At 55.2% G+C, this 15,227-nt stretch carries 14 protein-coding genes and 1 pseudogene; 9 read left to right on the top strand and 6 right to left on the bottom strand.

Going from position 1 to position 15,227, the window contains the following annotated elements:
• Positions 1-242: 242 nt before the first annotated feature.
• The 6 genes from P406_RS01600 (at position 243) to P406_RS01575 (ending at position 5,679) form a co-directional block, all read left to right on the top strand.
• Positions 243-1,055 (top strand): energy transducer TonB, encoded by an 813-nt coding sequence (locus P406_RS01600; RefSeq protein WP_046235117.1) that lies wholly within the window; start codon positions 243-245, stop codon positions 1,053-1,055.
• A gap of 10 nt (positions 1,056-1,065) precedes the next feature.
• Positions 1,066-1,758: a MotA/TolQ/ExbB proton channel family protein gene (locus tag P406_RS01595; RefSeq protein ID WP_046235116.1), complete on the top strand. Its 693-nt coding sequence runs from the start codon at positions 1,066-1,068 to the stop codon at positions 1,756-1,758.
• A gap of 1 nt (position 1,759) precedes the next feature.
• Positions 1,760-2,164 carry an ExbD/TolR family protein gene (locus tag P406_RS01590; protein ID WP_010438282.1) on the top strand — a complete coding sequence of 135 codons (405 nt, stop codon included), beginning with the start codon at positions 1,760-1,762 and terminating at the stop codon, positions 2,162-2,164.
• Between the two features lie 72 nt (positions 2,165-2,236).
• Complete coding sequence (locus P406_RS01585; RefSeq protein WP_046235115.1) at positions 2,237-4,543, top strand: TonB-dependent receptor; 2,307 nt, start codon at positions 2,237-2,239, stop codon at positions 4,541-4,543.
• A 263-nt stretch (positions 4,544-4,806) separates the two neighbouring features.
• Complete coding sequence (locus P406_RS01580; protein WP_003317071.1) at positions 4,807-5,046, top strand: hypothetical protein; 240 nt, start codon at positions 4,807-4,809, stop codon at positions 5,044-5,046.
• An 81-nt stretch (positions 5,047-5,127) separates the two neighbouring features.
• Positions 5,128-5,679: a hypothetical protein gene (locus P406_RS01575; RefSeq protein ID WP_004412114.1), complete on the top strand. Its 552-nt coding sequence runs from the start codon at positions 5,128-5,130 to the stop codon at positions 5,677-5,679.
• 42 nt (positions 5,680-5,721) lie between these two features.
• On the opposite strand, the gene P406_RS01570 is transcribed toward P406_RS01575, so the two are convergent.
• The gene (locus tag P406_RS01570) at positions 5,722-6,357 is read right to left on the bottom strand and encodes a hypothetical protein (protein ID WP_003317073.1); all 636 of its coding nucleotides are present in this window, start codon (positions 6,355-6,357) and stop codon (positions 5,722-5,724) included.
• Between the two features lie 315 nt (positions 6,358-6,672).
• Here P406_RS01570 and P406_RS01565 point away from each other — a divergent pair, with 315 nt between their 5' ends.
• Positions 6,673-7,494 (top strand): glucose 1-dehydrogenase, encoded by an 822-nt coding sequence (locus P406_RS01565; RefSeq protein WP_044312262.1) that lies wholly within the window; start codon positions 6,673-6,675, stop codon positions 7,492-7,494.
• Between the two features lie 19 nt (positions 7,495-7,513).
• Here P406_RS01565 and P406_RS27000 read toward each other — a convergent pair.
• Positions 7,514-7,662, bottom strand: a pseudogene (locus tag P406_RS27000) (integrase); the annotation flags it as partial.
• A 440-nt stretch (positions 7,663-8,102) separates the two neighbouring features.
• Complete coding sequence (locus tag P406_RS01560; protein ID WP_024692021.1) at positions 8,103-8,414, bottom strand: cupin domain-containing protein; 312 nt, start codon at positions 8,412-8,414, stop codon at positions 8,103-8,105.
• Between the two features lie 233 nt (positions 8,415-8,647).
• Here P406_RS01560 and P406_RS01555 point away from each other — a divergent pair, with 233 nt between their 5' ends.
• Entirely contained in the window at positions 8,648-9,490 is an 843-nt protein-coding gene (locus P406_RS01555) for a hypothetical protein (RefSeq protein WP_046235114.1), read from the top strand.
• An 11-nt stretch (positions 9,491-9,501) separates the two neighbouring features.
• On the opposite strand, the gene P406_RS01550 is transcribed toward P406_RS01555, so the two are convergent.
• The 3 genes from P406_RS01550 to P406_RS01540 all read right to left on the bottom strand — a co-directional run bounded on the left by P406_RS01550 (position 9,502) and on the right by P406_RS01540 (position 13,999).
• Positions 9,502-10,032, bottom strand: coding sequence for a nucleotidyltransferase family protein (locus tag P406_RS01550; RefSeq protein WP_044312301.1), 531 nt, complete (start codon positions 10,030-10,032; stop codon positions 9,502-9,504).
• 195 nt (positions 10,033-10,227) lie between these two features.
• On the bottom strand, positions 10,228-13,146 hold the full coding sequence (locus P406_RS01545; RefSeq protein WP_046235113.1) for a putative bifunctional diguanylate cyclase/phosphodiesterase: 2,919 nt from the start codon (positions 13,144-13,146) through the stop codon (positions 10,228-10,230).
• A 31-nt stretch (positions 13,147-13,177) separates the two neighbouring features.
• Positions 13,178-13,999: a phosphate/phosphite/phosphonate ABC transporter substrate-binding protein gene (locus P406_RS01540; RefSeq protein ID WP_046235112.1), complete on the bottom strand. Its 822-nt coding sequence runs from the start codon at positions 13,997-13,999 to the stop codon at positions 13,178-13,180.
• Between the two features lie 313 nt (positions 14,000-14,312).
• Between P406_RS01540 and P406_RS01535 the strand changes: the two genes are divergently transcribed.
• Positions 14,313-15,200, top strand: coding sequence for a serine hydrolase domain-containing protein (locus tag P406_RS01535; RefSeq protein WP_046235111.1), 888 nt, complete (start codon positions 14,313-14,315; stop codon positions 15,198-15,200).
• Positions 15,201-15,227: the final 27 nt, after the last annotated feature.

The raw sequence follows: 15,227 nt of genomic DNA, 5'->3' as shown, positions 1-15,227 counted from the left end.
ATACGTTTCGTGTAGGTAGGAACGTGGCACGTCTGGACAGATAGCATTGCAGCCGATGCCTCGCCTAATGAAATTTACGAACAGTTGCGCGGCAAGCCGGTTCACGTTTAACAGCAGAAAACCACGATCACACGGCGGCGGTCATAATTAATACACACAACGAGTATTAATATCAGCTCCAGTTGAAACGAGCCTTTCGCCAACACGACGGGCTCGTATTCCTTCACGGGTGAGCTGAACTCATGTCAACGCTGATACTGCCCCGCCGATTACCGCCGCGCCAGCTACGACACTGGCCCCATCAGCCTGTGGGTAACTGCAACGTTGCCCCGTCGTCGCTTGTGGTCCAGCAGCACAGCGACAACGCACCACGCACATGGCCGCACGCCGCATTGGCGATTGCACTGGCGATCGGGTTGCATGCCGCGCTGGCCGCGTGGCTGATGGCCGATCACCCGCAAGCACCCGAGCCGACACCGCCGATGCCGATCACCGTGCAGTGGATGCCGCCGCCCGTGGCGCCGCCGGTTGCACAACCGACGCCGCCCGAGCCAACGCCTCAGCCAGCACCGGAGCCGCCTGCGCCAGCCCCCAAGCCTGCGCCACCTGAGCCCAAACCTGCCGAGCTACCCAAGCCCAAGGCGCAGCCCAGAACCGCGACGAGCAAACCTGTCGCCAAACCTGTTGCGCCGGCACCTTCCGTCGCGGCGCCCACACCGGCACCTGCTGCAGCGCCAGCGCCAAGACCTGCACCCGCGGCACCACAGACCACCACCGCGCCGATAGGCCGGGCCGGTTACCTGAACAATCCGCCGCCGGTCTACCCGCCCGCCGCCGCGCGCCGCCATCAGGAAGGCACGACGATGCTGCGTGTGCATGTGCTGCCCAACGGACGTACCGACCAGGTGCAAGTGCTGCAAAGCAGCGGCGTTCCGGCGCTGGATGAAGCCGCGCAGGCCGCCGTCCGGCAATGGACCTTTATTCCCGCCAAACGCGGCGACACCCCGGTAGAAGGCTGGGTCAACGTCCCCATGGCTTTCAAACTCGCACCCTGAGGCTCACGTCATGAACACTGCTTATTCCGTACTCATTACCCAATCCTCAATGGCCCTGCTGGTGATTTTCTCGCTGGTGACCTGGGCGCTGTTGCTCGGCAAGACCTTCCAGCACTGGCGACTGACCCGGCAGAACCGACGCTACGCCACGCAGTTCTGGGCCGCCCGTGACCTTAAAAATGCGCTGCACCTGCCGCACAGTGAAGGCAGCCTGGCACGCCTGACCGATGCCGGCGCGCAGGCCCTCGCCGCGCCCCACGACTCGCCGGACCTGGGCCACAGCTGGAACCGCCAGGACTTGCTTGAGCGCAGCCTGCGCCAGCAGATCCACAAGGAACGTCGTCGCCTGGAGAGCGGCATGATCCTGCTGGCATCGATCGGCAGCACCGCGCCCTTCATCGGCCTGTTCGGGACGGTGTTCGGGATCATTCATGCACTCAGCGCGATCAGCCAGGCCAGGTCGGCGAGCATTGCGGTGGTCGCCGGGCCGATTGGCGAAGCGCTGGTAGCGACCGGCGTTGGCATCGCCGTCGCGGTGCCTGCGGTGCTGGCTTACAACTTTTTCGGGCGGCGTCTGAAGCTGGTGATCGCGGACCTTGAAGAGTTCGCCGTGGATTTCCTCAACCTCTCGCAACGCAACGCCTTCCGGCTGCAACCCGACCACCGCGACAAGACGGCCCCGAGCCTGAAAGGAGTGAGCTGACATGTCCTTCTCCACGTCCAACGATGACGATGCAATCAGCGACATCAACATCACGCCGTTGGTGGATGTGATGCTGGTATTGCTGGTGACCTTCATCGTCACCGCGCCGCTGCTCAATAACGCCATACCGCTGGACCTGCCGCAGACCGTCGCCACCACCTCACTGGATCAGGCCGACCCGGTGGTGGTGAGTGTCGACGCCAGCGGCGGCGTGTTCATCGACAGCGAAGCTGTAGCGCTGGAGCAACTTCCGGAGGCGCTGCAAGCCCTGCACAGCAAAGACCCGGACGTCGCCGTCAGCCTGCGCGCCGATCAGGCGACGGGTTACGGCCGCGTGGCGCAGGTACTGGCCGATGTGCAGAAAGCCGGCATCAGTCGCCTGTCGGTGATTACCGAAAGCCCCTGAAACAAGAACCTGTCGTTAACCACATGACCTGCCGCAAGCGCGGCGCCCTGACGCCCCCAGGAAAACCTTTCCATGAACAATCGATCGATACCGCGTGCCCCTCGATTCCCGGTAACGCGCCTCGCGCTGCTGGTTTCATTGAACTCACTGTGCCTGATCAGCCCGTTCATTCAGGCCGATGACGATGTGCCCACCTCGGCAACGGCGCCCGCCAGCGACAACAGCGCCGCCATGACGCTGGGCACGGTGTCGGTGATTGGTCAGGGCGAGACGCGCCAGGTGCAGCGCGTGACGCAAAAGGATGTGAAGGCTTACTCGGCAGGCACCAGCCCGATGAAGGTTCTGCAACGCCTGCCGGGGGTCAACTTCCAGTCCGGTGATCCGCTGGGCCGCGAGGAAGGCAGCCAGCGCATCAGCCTGCGCGGCTTCGATATGCACCACCTGGGCTACACGCTGGATGGCGTCACCCTTGGCAACATGAGCTTCGGCAACTTCAACGGCCTGAGCATCACCCGCGCGATCATCGCGGAAAACATCGCCTCCAGCGAAGTGGCACCCGGCATCGGCTCACTGGGCACGGCATCGAACAGTGATCTGGGCGGCACCATCCAGTTCACCAGTTCCAACCCTGATAAAGAGTTCGGCGCGCGTCTGTCGCAAACCCTGGGCAGCTACGACACGTCACGCACTTTCATGCGGGTCGACACCGGCGAATACAACGGACTTTCAGCGTACGTGTCGGGCGAAAAGTACGACGCCGACGCCTGGAAAGGCCACAACAACCCGCAAAAGTCCGACGCGGTGAACGCCAAGGTCAACTACGACTTCGGCGACAACCGGGTGAGTTTCTTCCACAGCACCTCGTCCCATGACGAAGCCAACCTGCCGAACCTGTCGAAGAGCATCATCCAGCGTCTGGGCTACAACTGGAGCTACTACACGCCGGACTGGACCCGCGCAGTCAATGCAGCCAACGGCATTTATAGCGGCGGGGTCACCAGCGCGAACGATGCGACCTACAACGCCAGCAGCCTGCGCGACGACGAACTGGACATCCTCAACGGCAACTTCTCGCTGACCGATGATCTGGTTCTGGACGCGACCGTCTATCACCACCATGACTCGGGCCGGGGCAATTCGTATTACCCGTTCGTCTACACCAGCGGCTCGACGACAGTGCCGAGCAATTCGATTCGCAGCACAAAATACGGCATCGATCGAACCGGCTTCCAGAGCTCGCTGACCTACTACCTCGGCCAGCATGAAATTCAGGGCGGGTTCTGGATTCAGTCCAACAAGAACGACATCTCGCGCTACCTGTTCGATACCACCAATGCGACGCCGCAGAACCACATCGTCAAAACCGATGGCCTGCCCCTGGCGGCCACCGTTCTGGATCAGAGTTACAACGACCTGACCCGGCAGTTCTACCTGCGCGACACCTACACCCTGCTCGATGACCGCCTCAAACTTGAGTTCGGCGCGAAGAATACCGTGACGACCTCGACAGCCGAGGGCAAAGGTGGCGGTTATGCCAGTGGTTCGCTGCAAGCGCGGGACAGGTTTCTGCCGCAAGTAGGCGCAACCTACAAACTCGACGAAGACGACGAAGTCTTCACCTCTTACTCGGAAAACATGGCCGCATTCCCGAGTGGCGGTTACAGCCCGTTCTTCACGACGCAGAGCGCCGTCGATGCGCAGAACGGTTTCAAGGACCTGAAGCCGGAAACCTCGAAAACCGTCGAATTGGGCGTGCGCCGCAGCACCAAACTGTATTCGGCCTCGGCGGCGATCTACAACACCAAATTCGATAACCGCCTGGTCGCCATCACCAACTGCACCGGCATCGTCATCTGCCAGAACGGCGTCGCCAACGTCGGCTCGGTCACCAGTCGAGGCCTGGAGCTGTCGTTCGGCCTGACGCCCAATGAGAACTGGCGCTGGTCCAACTCCATGTCCTATAACCACAGCACTTACGACGATGACTACGCCAGCGGCGGCAACACCGTTCATGTAAAAGGCAAGACCGTCGTCGATACACCGAAACTGATGTATTCAAGCAACCTGGACTGGAATTGGGAACACTGGAACGCCGGCTTGCAAGGCAGCTACATCAGCAAGCGCTATTACACCTACACCAATGACTCCAGTGTCAGCGGCTACTGGCTGGCAAACGCCAACCTCGGCTATGACTTCGGCAAACTCGGCGCCCTCAAGGACACCACGCTGTCGCTGAACATGGTCAACCTGTTCGACAAACGCTACATCTCCACCCTCAACACCGACGCCAGCGCAGCCACCGACCCGGCGGGCAACTTGCAGATTCTTCAAGTGGGCACACCGCGCAGCGCGTTTGTAACACTGGGCGTGAAACTCTGATCGTCGCTGAATAAGGACGGGCGAAGGATCGCCCCACCCGCCACTTGCATTGAATGACGCTGCGCGGTTTGCTGCTGGAGACAGGCTTCTGTGGGAGCGAGCTTGCTCACGAAGACAGGCTTCTGTGGGTGCGAGCTTGCTCGCGAAGGCAATCTGCCAGTCGCTGCATAATACGGGTAGGTTGCCAGCCCCACGGCGACGAACAGCGCACGGTGCTGCATACTCCCCCGCATCTATAGCACTGACTTCCATCTGGACACACCATGACACCCAACGCAGAACTCTATAACCCCTCCACCGAATATGCCGACAAACTGATCTCGCGCATCGGCCAAACCCCTTCGTGGATCGCCAAGCGCATCGGTGTGACCGACAAACGCATTCGCTACATCCTCGATGGCGAGCGGACCGTCAAGGGCGAGACCACGCCGATTCAGATGACCTATACCGAGCAGTTTGCGCTGGAGTGTCTTGTGGCAGAGGCTATAGCGCTGAGGATGTAGGCCAGCAGGCTATCAAGCATTGCCCTTGAATCTGAGGTTCCTGATAATCACGCCCTCAAATAACTCAGGCAAGGAAATGCAGTGAAAGGAAATCTACTGTTGGTTGCGGTGCTTGCACTGTTGATGCAAGGCTGTGGCGTGACCATGACGCGTTACGAGCCCAGCTTCGATAACGTCCAGAAGCTCAAGCAAACGCCTCCCCTTTTACCGATCCGTCAGACTCAGGTCAGCGCTGCGGCAGGTCAGGATTCACTGCAGGTGCGCGGTAATCCTGTCACATCCCCTAGCGGCAGCATTACGCAACACATCCAGGATGCCCTTACGGGTGAACTGGACCGCGCAGGTCTGATCGACCCGCAATCGCCACGCCAGCTAAATGTGCTGGTTACGCAGAATGAACTGACCGCTGGAATGGGTACAGGCAACGGCACAATCGCCGCGCACTTCACCCTGATCAACGGCGCGAAAGTTGAATATGACGCTACCAAGCAGGTCAGCAGCCAATGGAACAGCAGTTTTTTGGGTGCGGTCGCTATCCCCAACGCGGCAAACGCTTACAACCCGTTGGTGCGTGATTTGCTCAAGGCTTTATACAGCGACCCGCTGTTTACTCAGGCGCTGAATCACAAATAAAAAAAGAGCCCAAATGGGCTCTTTTTTTCGGGCGTGAGTTCATTACGCCTGCGGAACAGTAACCTTCAGCATTGAGTACTTCAGACTCTGGCTCTCCACCAACTGCTTGAGCAGTGAATTGACCTGGCGCGTAAACGTATCGTTAACAGCCTTCTGCGGTGTATTGGCCATCATCGGCACAAACCAGATACCTATCCAGGTGTTGATTGCATCATGGTTACCGACTGTTCTCAGCACCTTGCCCTGGGAATCCTGCGCGTCCAGGCTCATGCTGTACTGATCGGTGGCCATCGACGGAATAATAGTCAGGGTCAGGCCACTGACAAACGCCATTACCATTTGGCCACCGCTTGGCGGATGGTTATACACCTTGAGGTGCAAGCTGTAGTCGCCTGGCTGCTTCTTGAACTCATCAAGGGTCACTCGGCCAAACAGCCCAGAGTCAGTCAGCGCTTTTTGCAGTTGGGGCTTGAGTGCATCCCGAGCTTGCGGTACTTCTACTGCGCCGGTGGTTCCGGGTGTGCCCTGATAGAAATCGAAGGCAACAAACACATTGGGTTTATTAGTGTAGCTGTCCATGGAAGGCATGGTGACTGGCGCTACTTCATCCTTGGTAAAACTGGCGCAGCCGCTCAATGCCAGCATTGCCGCAAGGCCCAGTGTCTTCAAGCGTTTCATTTACGATTTTCCTTAGTCAATAACAGAACGTCTGTCCGAATCCATTCAAGAATTGCGGCCTTACCACTGCCTCATACGACAGCGACAGAAGCCACTATTGTGCCACCAACTAAAACTTCGTCAATAATCTTAAGGCTGGCGCAGACCTCCAGGCGAATGATCTGAGGAACCATTGGCCACAGCCGCAAAGGATTTCATGCTCTGGGTCGTCTCACGATACTTTGTTATAGCCGTGCGCCGATGATTACAATTGGAAGCGGGTTGACCCGACACTCAGCATGCTGCTGGACACGCTTTACGACGGAGGCTTCATTTATGGACAATAAACTGACATCCAGAATCGCGATCATTACAGGGGCGGCTCAGGGTATCGGCGCCGCGATTGCGCGACGGTTCGTACAGGAAGGCTGCTTTGTTTACGTCACCGATATAAACGACGTGCTCGGAAGAGAGGCTGCAAGCGCATTGGGAGATCGCGCCTGTTATAGGCGTCTTGATGTGCGGAGCGAAGAAGATTGGCATCGAGTGACAACGCAGGTCGTAAAGGCGCACGGCCGCCTCGATGTACTGGTCAACAACGCGGGCATTACAGGATTTGAGCAGGGGGCTATCCCGCATGACCCAGAACATGCGCGTCTGGAGGACTGGCAAGCCGTACATCACACCAATCTCGACGGTGTGTTTCTAGGGTGCAAGTACGCTATACGAGCCATGCGCCATACTAAGGCGGGTTCCATTATCAACATTTCTTCTCGCTCCGGGCTGGTGGGTATTCCTGGCGCGGCTGCGTACGCATCGTCCAAGGCCGCGGTTCGCAATCACACCAAGACGGTGGCGCTTTACTGCGCCGAGCAAGGATTGAAAGTTCGATGCAACTCGATTCATCCAGCCGCCATCCTCACTCCTATATGGGAGCCTATGCTGGGTGCTGATGCTGGCCGTGAAGAGCGAATGGCTGCACTCGTTCGAGACACTCCACTCAGAAGATTTGGCATGCCCGAAGAAGTGGCGGCTGTGGCCCTATTGCTGGCCACCGATGAGGCTACCTACATTACCGGCAGTGAGTTCAACATCGATGGAGGTTTGTTGGCGGGGTCGGCAGCGACGCCAGTGGTATTGGATGACAGCGAAACGTGAGAATTGCACGCACGAATACCAAATCGAATAGCGCCTCATCTCGGGTGTTGCCAGCCATGTCGAGTCTGACGCGAATTTCCCAAATATCTCTGAGACGAAGCGGTGCTTTCTGTCCCACCAGTTTCCCTTATTCCAGGGCTTTTTCGATTGGAACGTGGTACTGGGCATGATGCGTCCTCCACGTGTTTGGGAGGACAAGCATGAACCTCATAGACAATGAAATCGGGCGTTGCTGGCCCAGCGCAGTCTTTCGACACCGGCAGAAGTCGGCCAAAAGCAGCCATTCGAATTCGTCCGTTTCACTCCTTGCTTCGTGAACATAGCCCGTCGTAAAACTCAAAGGTAAGGCGATGAAGCTTGAAATACAGACCCATCTTGCCCAATTGCCATGCTTCGAAGGCCCTAATTTCGATAGGTATCTATATCTATTGTCGCGCCGACGGTGCGGATGAAATCAATAACTGGTCACTCAAAACCTATAGCTGGCATGGGAGCATCTTCATCTTGGTCAATCCACAGTACGACCTGAAAAACGCACCATAAGCGCCCGTCAGTCAAGGATAACTCCATAAGCATGGACAGGAATGATGGGCGATAGCCTGGTCAACTCAAACGCTGCCCTCACGTTCGATAACCAGAATCCGTGCTTCTCCACAAGGATGCGCAACATGTTCACATCCAGCCTCTGCGAAAAACACGTCGCCAATCACCAATCTCACGACGCGCTCAATGCCTGACTCGCGATAATGCATATCCACCGCTCCGTCGAGGACTGCGAAAACTTCCTCACCATCGTTGATATGCCACTTATAGGGCTTGTCAGTCCAGTGGAGGCGGACAGTGGTTCCACCCAAATTAACTATATCGTCAGCCCCCCAAGCTCGAGTGGCGGTGAAGTCTTTGCTACGAATAACTCTCATTGATCGCGGTTCTCGAACAGGTATTTCTAACAATCTATCAGAACGCTTGGCTTTGCACTGCTGGCCGAAAAGAAGACCAGGACTGTAGGGTCGCTATTGGCCGGTTTTTTTCGCCACAGGCAGCGTTTGGTCGAGGCCGCTCGGGGGCGCTTAAAAGTGGGCGAGATGCACTCAGGTAGCGAGACTGCTACGCTCACCCGATGGATGATGTGTTATGAACATGGATGAGTGGAATGGCGTACCAACGTTTCTTTTATCACCCCGTCAGCCTGTGGCTGATCATGCTGATAATGCTCTTGCCTGCCAGTCTGATGACATGGACTTTGTTCTGGAGAGAAGCAAGCATCCGTAGCGGTATCGCGGCGTCTTCGGCGGTTCTTTTTCTGGCCCAAGGGACAACCTGGGCGTCTTTCATAAAACTTCGGCACTCTAAAATAGACGCGCACAATCGCAGCTTCTGGCTAAGGGCACTTACGGGTGCGGGAATGTTTCACATCACACTATTTTTCTTGGCAGCCCTCACCTCTCCTGCCTCTTCGCTCTTCACCACGTTTGTCCTGGCAGGGCCTATCCTGGCGTCCTGCTACATGTGGATATTGGTACGCCAATCGGCACAATGGCAACCCGTAGCCTCAGCGCCGCCGCCCTGGGACCTTAATAAATGGCGTTCCTTGCCTAAGCGCGTGATCGCGTCATTGACCAACGAAACACTGCCATTGCCTCAACCTGACGATCGTCAAACTCTACCAACCCTCATCATCGCGGCCGCGTTTGCATTGATTGCCACCGTCTTAGTGAGCCATGGTTTGGCGGCTAACGATCTGATCGTTGTGAGTAAGCGAGGCACCTTTCATGTAAGTGGGTACAACTCTATTCCATGGGCAGGTATTTACATTGGCCTTGTACTGATCTGCCTGTCTTGCATCGCGGGTCATTTGGACAAACGCCCAAATGCTCATATCTACCGTCGCTTTCGGCACGTAATGGTATGGTTTGTGGGTTTCCTGCTCACCTTGGCGGTATGTGTCGCCTTTTGGCGTCTTTTTGCGCTATTGGCGTTCCCGAGAACGCGTTGACTCGCGGTGATCTAAGTTTGGGGATCTACGATCATGAGCCAGGGCCAGCGAGCTTGGTAGCTTTTCGCTTTCTGATAGAACAGATCTGGCTTGGGATTCTTTGGATTGATACGAAGTAGCCCTTGCTCAGTGTCGGCCAGGCCATTGGGAGCATAGATTTCGCCAGTTTCAACATCCAAACCAATGCAGGTACCGGCAATCAGGTAGCGATCAATCCCGTCTTTAGCCGACTGAAGATGAGGATAATCCCCGCCAAACCGCTGGCTGTACCATAGATGAACGCGAGCCTGATTTTTGATCTCAATGTTAACGTCGATGTCCTGGAAGAGACGCTGAACAGAATCAATGACCTCACTCTCTGCCTCCCAGGACAGATCATTGTCGAAGTAAAAAACGTCGTAATCCTTGACGCCCCAGGCTGATGGCAGATGAGACTGATGATTCCAGACGGCTTGGAACAGGCAGCCCGCAGTGAGCATGCATTGATTCAAGCCGAGTGAAGGTAAGCGTGAGATGATTTCAGCGTTTAATGGATTGGCCATTGCTATCCTGACCAACCTGTCGACAGTCAATGTCATTTTCATCCTTTGGAATCGATCCAGTCCTGGCGACCGACAATACACCCTAGCTGTGTAAAGCTCCGCCAAGGACAGCGTTTTTTCACAAGCGGGGCCAAAAGCAGCCGCTGCGTACAGCGGCCTGCCATGACCGCTCTCGCAGGCGCGATCACTACTACGCTACGCCACACCGCTTTCAGAAAACCCTATATCCAGACTGCGTGACGATTTGATCATCGCTGCACACTCATCACTGATGACAGGCTTACTGAAAAGATAACCCTGCATTTGATCGCAGCCATACGCCACGAGCAGTTCTAGCTGGTCGATTGTTTCGACGCCTTCTGCAATAACTTTAAGACCCAATTCGTGCGCCAATACGATTACCGCCCTGGTGATCGCGGCGTCCTCATGATTGCTGGTGATATCCTTGATGAACGCCCTGTCGATTTTGAGGGCATCAAGAGGAAAACGCTTCAAGTAGGCCAAACTGGAATAGCCCGTTCCGAAATCGTCGACCGAAAGGCTTATGCCATACGATTTTATATCTCGAAGTATCTCAACCGCCGACTCAGGATCGATCATCAGCATCGACTCGGTCAGTTCGAACTCTAAAAGAGCGGGGTTGATACCGTATGCTTCAACGACATGCTTGACGGTTTCAGCCAGGCCTTTTACCTGAAGCTGCCTGACGGACAGATTGATGGCGATCGGCACCATCCTGACATTATTCTCTTCCCAGCTTTTCAGGGTTTCACAGACTTTCTGGATCACCCACACGCCGACAGGAATGATCAGGCCGGTGTCCTCAAGAATAGGAATAAAATCGGCCGGAGAAATCATTCCTTGCTCCGGGTGATTCCAGCGCAATAAGGCCTCCAGACCACTTATCCTGCCATCGGTGAGGCTGACCTTTGGCTGAAAATGCAGAATAAACTCATCGCGCTCGAGCGCACCCCGCAACAGCGTTTCAGTTTGCAAGCGCCTGGTTAGACTTTCGTTCATCCGGGCATTGTAGAACTTGTAATTATTACGACCACTTTTCTTCGCGTGGTACATGGCGGTATCTGCATTCTTCAAGATAACGCCCGTGTCACGCCCGTCAAACGGATAATTAGCGATGCCCACACTCGCTGAAACAAATATATCCTGGCCGCCCAGGTTGAACGGTTTACCCAACGCATCAACAACCTGGGTCGCCAGCGATTTGATGAGGCTCTCGGAATAGACGTTGTGTGTGACGACGATCGAAAACTCATCGCCTCCCAACCGCGCAACCACACTGTTCTCATCAATGCAGTCTTTCAAGCGTCGACCTGCCTGGATAAGCAATTGATCGCCTACCGAATGCCCCATGGTGTCATTCACGGCTTTGAATCTATCCAAATCTATGAATATGACGCTTACTGCATCTGGCGCTGACGTGGTCCGACTGATTATCTCGCGCAGATAATTGCTGAGAAACCAGCGATTAGGCAGACGGGTAAGCGAATCATTTTCGGCCAGGTAGGTTAGCTTGTTCTTTGCGTCATACCTTTCGAGCGCGGCTGCCAAGAGGTTGGCAAGTGTCTGAAGGTAGCTGACATCTTCACGCGTAAAGCGGTAATCCCTGCTGGCATACACCCCAAGAACGCCCTTGAAGACTTCTCTGCAAGAGATATCAACCTCCAGGCCGCTCCTGATACTGCACGCCTCCACTGCTTCATCAGGAAGCAGCGTGTACCTGTTATCAGGCGCATCAGCATTAATGACAAACCCGGCGGAAGAAGCAGTGCCGTTCAAAAAATCATTGTGATAACCACTGCGGATTTCAACGTCGGTGAAGCCAACCTCTGCGGTGAGGATGAGCTCATGACTCACTCGATCAACGACCCGTAAAGCGGCCTTGCGCAATTTCAGTCCTTGCGCCGCAGTCAGTGCTGCCAGTTCACCCAGAGCACTGACGTTTTCTTCCGTCAACGCCTGCTGACCAAACAAGGCGATCAGGTTTTGCCTTCTGGAGTTATCCAGAATCGCCACCTCAAACTCTTTTCGATCGGTGATATCGATATCGATGCAGATATATTTTTCAACGCCGCCCAGGTCATCGAGAATAGGTATGACAGTGCGTCGATGCCATGCAACCTTGCCGGTACGACCTGAGAGCCTGACCTCACCGTTCCACACCTCATTTTCAGGTGCCCATTGCCAAGGTTCATTGGCTGAAGACATGCCGGTCCAGACTTCATCGATCGTCAACTCTAAAAGCTCGGCTCGCGAGTGCTGTGAGCTTGTTACGAATCGTTCGTTAACGTAGGTAATACGTCCAGAGGCCGACACTTCGCAAACGATCGACACCTCATCCAGGGCATTTTTATGCTGCACCAAGGTGTTCATCAACGATTCGATACGCAGGCCAAAGTGATTGCGCATACTCGCGGCGGTACGGTTTACCGCTTTTATAGCCTCCTGTATTTCCATGGGAGCATCAGCGACCAACATCGCTTCTGCTGCCACTGCGCCTGAAGCGATTTCTGCCTCATAAGAGTGGAGCTTGCCCAGGTGGGCAAGCGAACGCTTGATCATGAACCCCATCAACATCAAACTTATCAGCAGGAAAAATACTGCAAAGAGTGTCGCCTGGATCACCAGACTGTAGAGCTCAGCAGCAATTCTCTCGGCATTAAAAGACAGACGCATCACGCCATAATCTTTCCCGCCAATAGTGATCGGACGATTGACATCGAATAATCGTGCAGCGACTTCAGACTCTATCCACGCAGGCGCTCTTCCAAGCGGCGCACTGGCGGCCTCAAGGCGAATGACGCCACCCGACAGATCAATAAACATGGCCGACTTGAACGGCGAGCGAGCCAGGGTTTTTTCGAGGGTTCTTTTGATGGTGTCGTAATCGCCGATGACGACACTCTCCTCTACCGCTTGCGCGGCAACCTCGATCAGCATGTTAGCGGTGTCTTGAATCTCTTCAATATGCTGAAGCAGCTGATTTTTATAAAACAGGCCCAGGCCCGTCGTCAAAAAAGTCAGAATCAGAACAGATAACATCGCCAGTATTCGCGACGTCAGTGATTTGGGCAGCAGGCTTTTAAAGAAATTCATTAACAGCCTCTCCAGCTAAAGTTGAAATTATTTACTTGAGGTTTGCTGGCAAACTATTATAAAAATCACGATAGGACGCATAATCCGCTTCCGCCGCAGGAATGAAGGTAATCGGTGCCGGTGCATGGACCAGCTCGGTCGCCTCACGAAGAACCCTTCTACCGTCGGGATCGTTTTGCATATTAAAAAATGCGTTGGCGACCGCATCACGTTCTTTTTTGGAAACCCGAGGGGATGCCATGAGGGCCAAATCGTTGAACGAGGCCGAACTCCACAGGACGCGGAACGACTTCCCTTCTCTCTCCGTGTAGCCGCTTACCAGCTGTGAGTTGGCCCCCATCGCTTGTGCCTTGCCGCTAAGGAGTTGGCTGAAAGCACCGTCCATGTTTCCTGCGAACACAGTAGACGTATTGATCTTGTTCTTGACCAATTCCGAACTTGTCACTTTATAAGCAATGAACGCTTCCGGTCCCGGATACACGACTTCCTTGCCCTCCAGCTCCGAAAGGCTTTGAATTGGCGAGTCGGCAGGCACCACGATTTGCCCCTCAAGCGCAGGCGCGTCACGGCGACCAAACACCTTCCAGCCCATCTTGTCGCGTTCCGGACTAAAAAGATGATTGGTAAAAGCGAAATCAACTTCTTGTGCGAGCACATAACTCGTTGTATCAGAGGACGTTCGCCCTAATTTCAGCGTGAGATTCACGCCGCTTTTTTCAGACACATACTTTATGATTGGATTCCAAAAACTGGCCGAAAGATTAAGATTGTACTGATTGACAGGCGAAAAGTTGTACACTTTAAGCTCTTCAGAAACCGCCACATTCGACAAGGCAAACGACAGGGCGATCATGATAGCTTTGCAGCTTAGGCGTAACTTCACTTGTCAACTCCGACTGTACAATAACGGCTTATTCAACGATGATTAGAGCCAACTTAATCTCAGCAATATCGTATAATCGGCCGCGCCCCTTGAATCTTAAGCACCGATTGCATGAATAAATGTTAATGGCCAGCCCACACACCCGCCTGTCACCGCCACAGGCAGCTCTCTGTCAAAAACAGTCGCTCAGCACAGCACAAACGTGCTGACGTCACCCCGGCGAAGAAGAGTAATTGAGATATCTTGTCGGGCTGTCGATCCGCTCAACATTCCAGGGAAGCCAATGCGCATTTCACTCTTGTCAAATGGTCAGCCACAAACGCCAGACCGATTGGAGCTGATGGCCCCCTGGTGGAGCTTTACGAAAACGGTCCTGGCTGCGACAGCCCTCTCGTTGGTACAGGATGGACTGATCGGGTTGGACGACCCCATTCCTGATCAACCTTTCACGTTACGCCAGTTGCTGCGGCATGAAGCAGGCCTGGCTGATTACGGAGAACTTGTGGAGTATCACACCGCCGTTGCTAACGGTGAGCCCGCTTGGCCGGCAGATGAAATGATGCGACGTCTTGACGGTACCCGACTTCGATACAGCCCCGGAACCGGCTGGCGTTACTCGAACGTCGGCTACTTATTCATCGGCAGGCTCATTGAACGGCTGACCGATCTGACGCTTGATGATGCAGTGATTCAACGTGCGCTTGCCCCTCTGGGCATCTCGAACGTTCGCTTTGCTAGAACGCGGGCAGACTTACAAACGACCCATTTGGGAAGTACCTCGAATTATGACCCCGCCTGGGTTTACCACGGCTTGTTGATCGGTCCGATTTCACAAGCAGCGCTGTTTCTGGATCGACTTCTCAGTGCAGAGCTCCTCTGCGCGGGCTTGCTCAAGGAAATGCAGACCGCACGAACACTAGGCGGCACGATTCCAGGGCGCCCATGGATCACGCCGGGATATGGCCTCGGCTTGATGCAAGGTTCGATTGACGGTGGGTATTCTCTGTCCGGGCACACAGGCTGCGGGCTAGGCAGCGTCATTGCTGTCTACCGCATCGGCGACGGTCAAGCATCGGCTTGCTGCGCTGTTTTTAAGGCGGACTCCACTGAAGGTGCCGTTGAAGCCATCGTCGTTGAGCAACTGATGCAAGCTCTACGACAGAATGGCTGAAGGCGTCAAAATGCTTTTGGCGTAGAT

It is taken from the genome of Pseudomonas syringae pv. coryli str. NCPPB 4273, from assembly GCF_000972175.1.
Taxonomy (GTDB): Bacteria; Pseudomonadota; Gammaproteobacteria; order Pseudomonadales; family Pseudomonadaceae; genus Aquipseudomonas; species Aquipseudomonas syringae.
Note: the sequence above shows the minus strand (reverse complement) of the source record. Positions and strands in the feature narration are given on the sequence as shown.

Excerpts from the sequence above, each read along its gene's own strand:
- P406_RS01590 (WP_010438282.1), top strand. The coding sequence starts at position 1,760 with ATGTCCTTCTCCACGTCCAACGATGACGATGCAATCAGCGACATCAAC.
- P406_RS01550 (WP_044312301.1), bottom strand. The coding sequence starts at position 10,032 with ATGGCCAATCCATTAAACGCTGAAATCATCTCACGCTTACCTTCACTC.
- P406_RS01580 (WP_003317071.1), top strand. The coding sequence starts at position 4,807 with ATGACACCCAACGCAGAACTCTATAACCCCTCCACCGAATATGCCGAC.
- P406_RS01600 (WP_046235117.1), top strand. The coding sequence starts at position 243 with ATGTCAACGCTGATACTGCCCCGCCGATTACCGCCGCGCCAGCTACGA.
- P406_RS01545 (WP_046235113.1), bottom strand. The coding sequence starts at position 13,146 with ATGAATTTCTTTAAAAGCCTGCTGCCCAAATCACTGACGTCGCGAATA.
- P406_RS01570 (WP_003317073.1), bottom strand. The coding sequence starts at position 6,357 with ATGAAACGCTTGAAGACACTGGGCCTTGCGGCAATGCTGGCATTGAGC.
- P406_RS01540 (WP_046235112.1), bottom strand. The coding sequence starts at position 13,999 with ATGATCGCCCTGTCGTTTGCCTTGTCGAATGTGGCGGTTTCTGAAGAG.
- P406_RS01535 (WP_046235111.1), top strand. The coding sequence starts at position 14,313 with ATGCGCATTTCACTCTTGTCAAATGGTCAGCCACAAACGCCAGACCGA.
- P406_RS01555 (WP_046235114.1), top strand. The coding sequence starts at position 8,648 with ATGGCGTACCAACGTTTCTTTTATCACCCCGTCAGCCTGTGGCTGATC.
- P406_RS01595 (WP_046235116.1), top strand. The coding sequence starts at position 1,066 with ATGAACACTGCTTATTCCGTACTCATTACCCAATCCTCAATGGCCCTG.
- P406_RS01560 (WP_024692021.1), bottom strand. The coding sequence starts at position 8,414 with ATGAGAGTTATTCGTAGCAAAGACTTCACCGCCACTCGAGCTTGGGGG.
- P406_RS01565 (WP_044312262.1), top strand. The coding sequence starts at position 6,673 with ATGGACAATAAACTGACATCCAGAATCGCGATCATTACAGGGGCGGCT.
- P406_RS01585 (WP_046235115.1), top strand. The coding sequence starts at position 2,237 with ATGAACAATCGATCGATACCGCGTGCCCCTCGATTCCCGGTAACGCGC.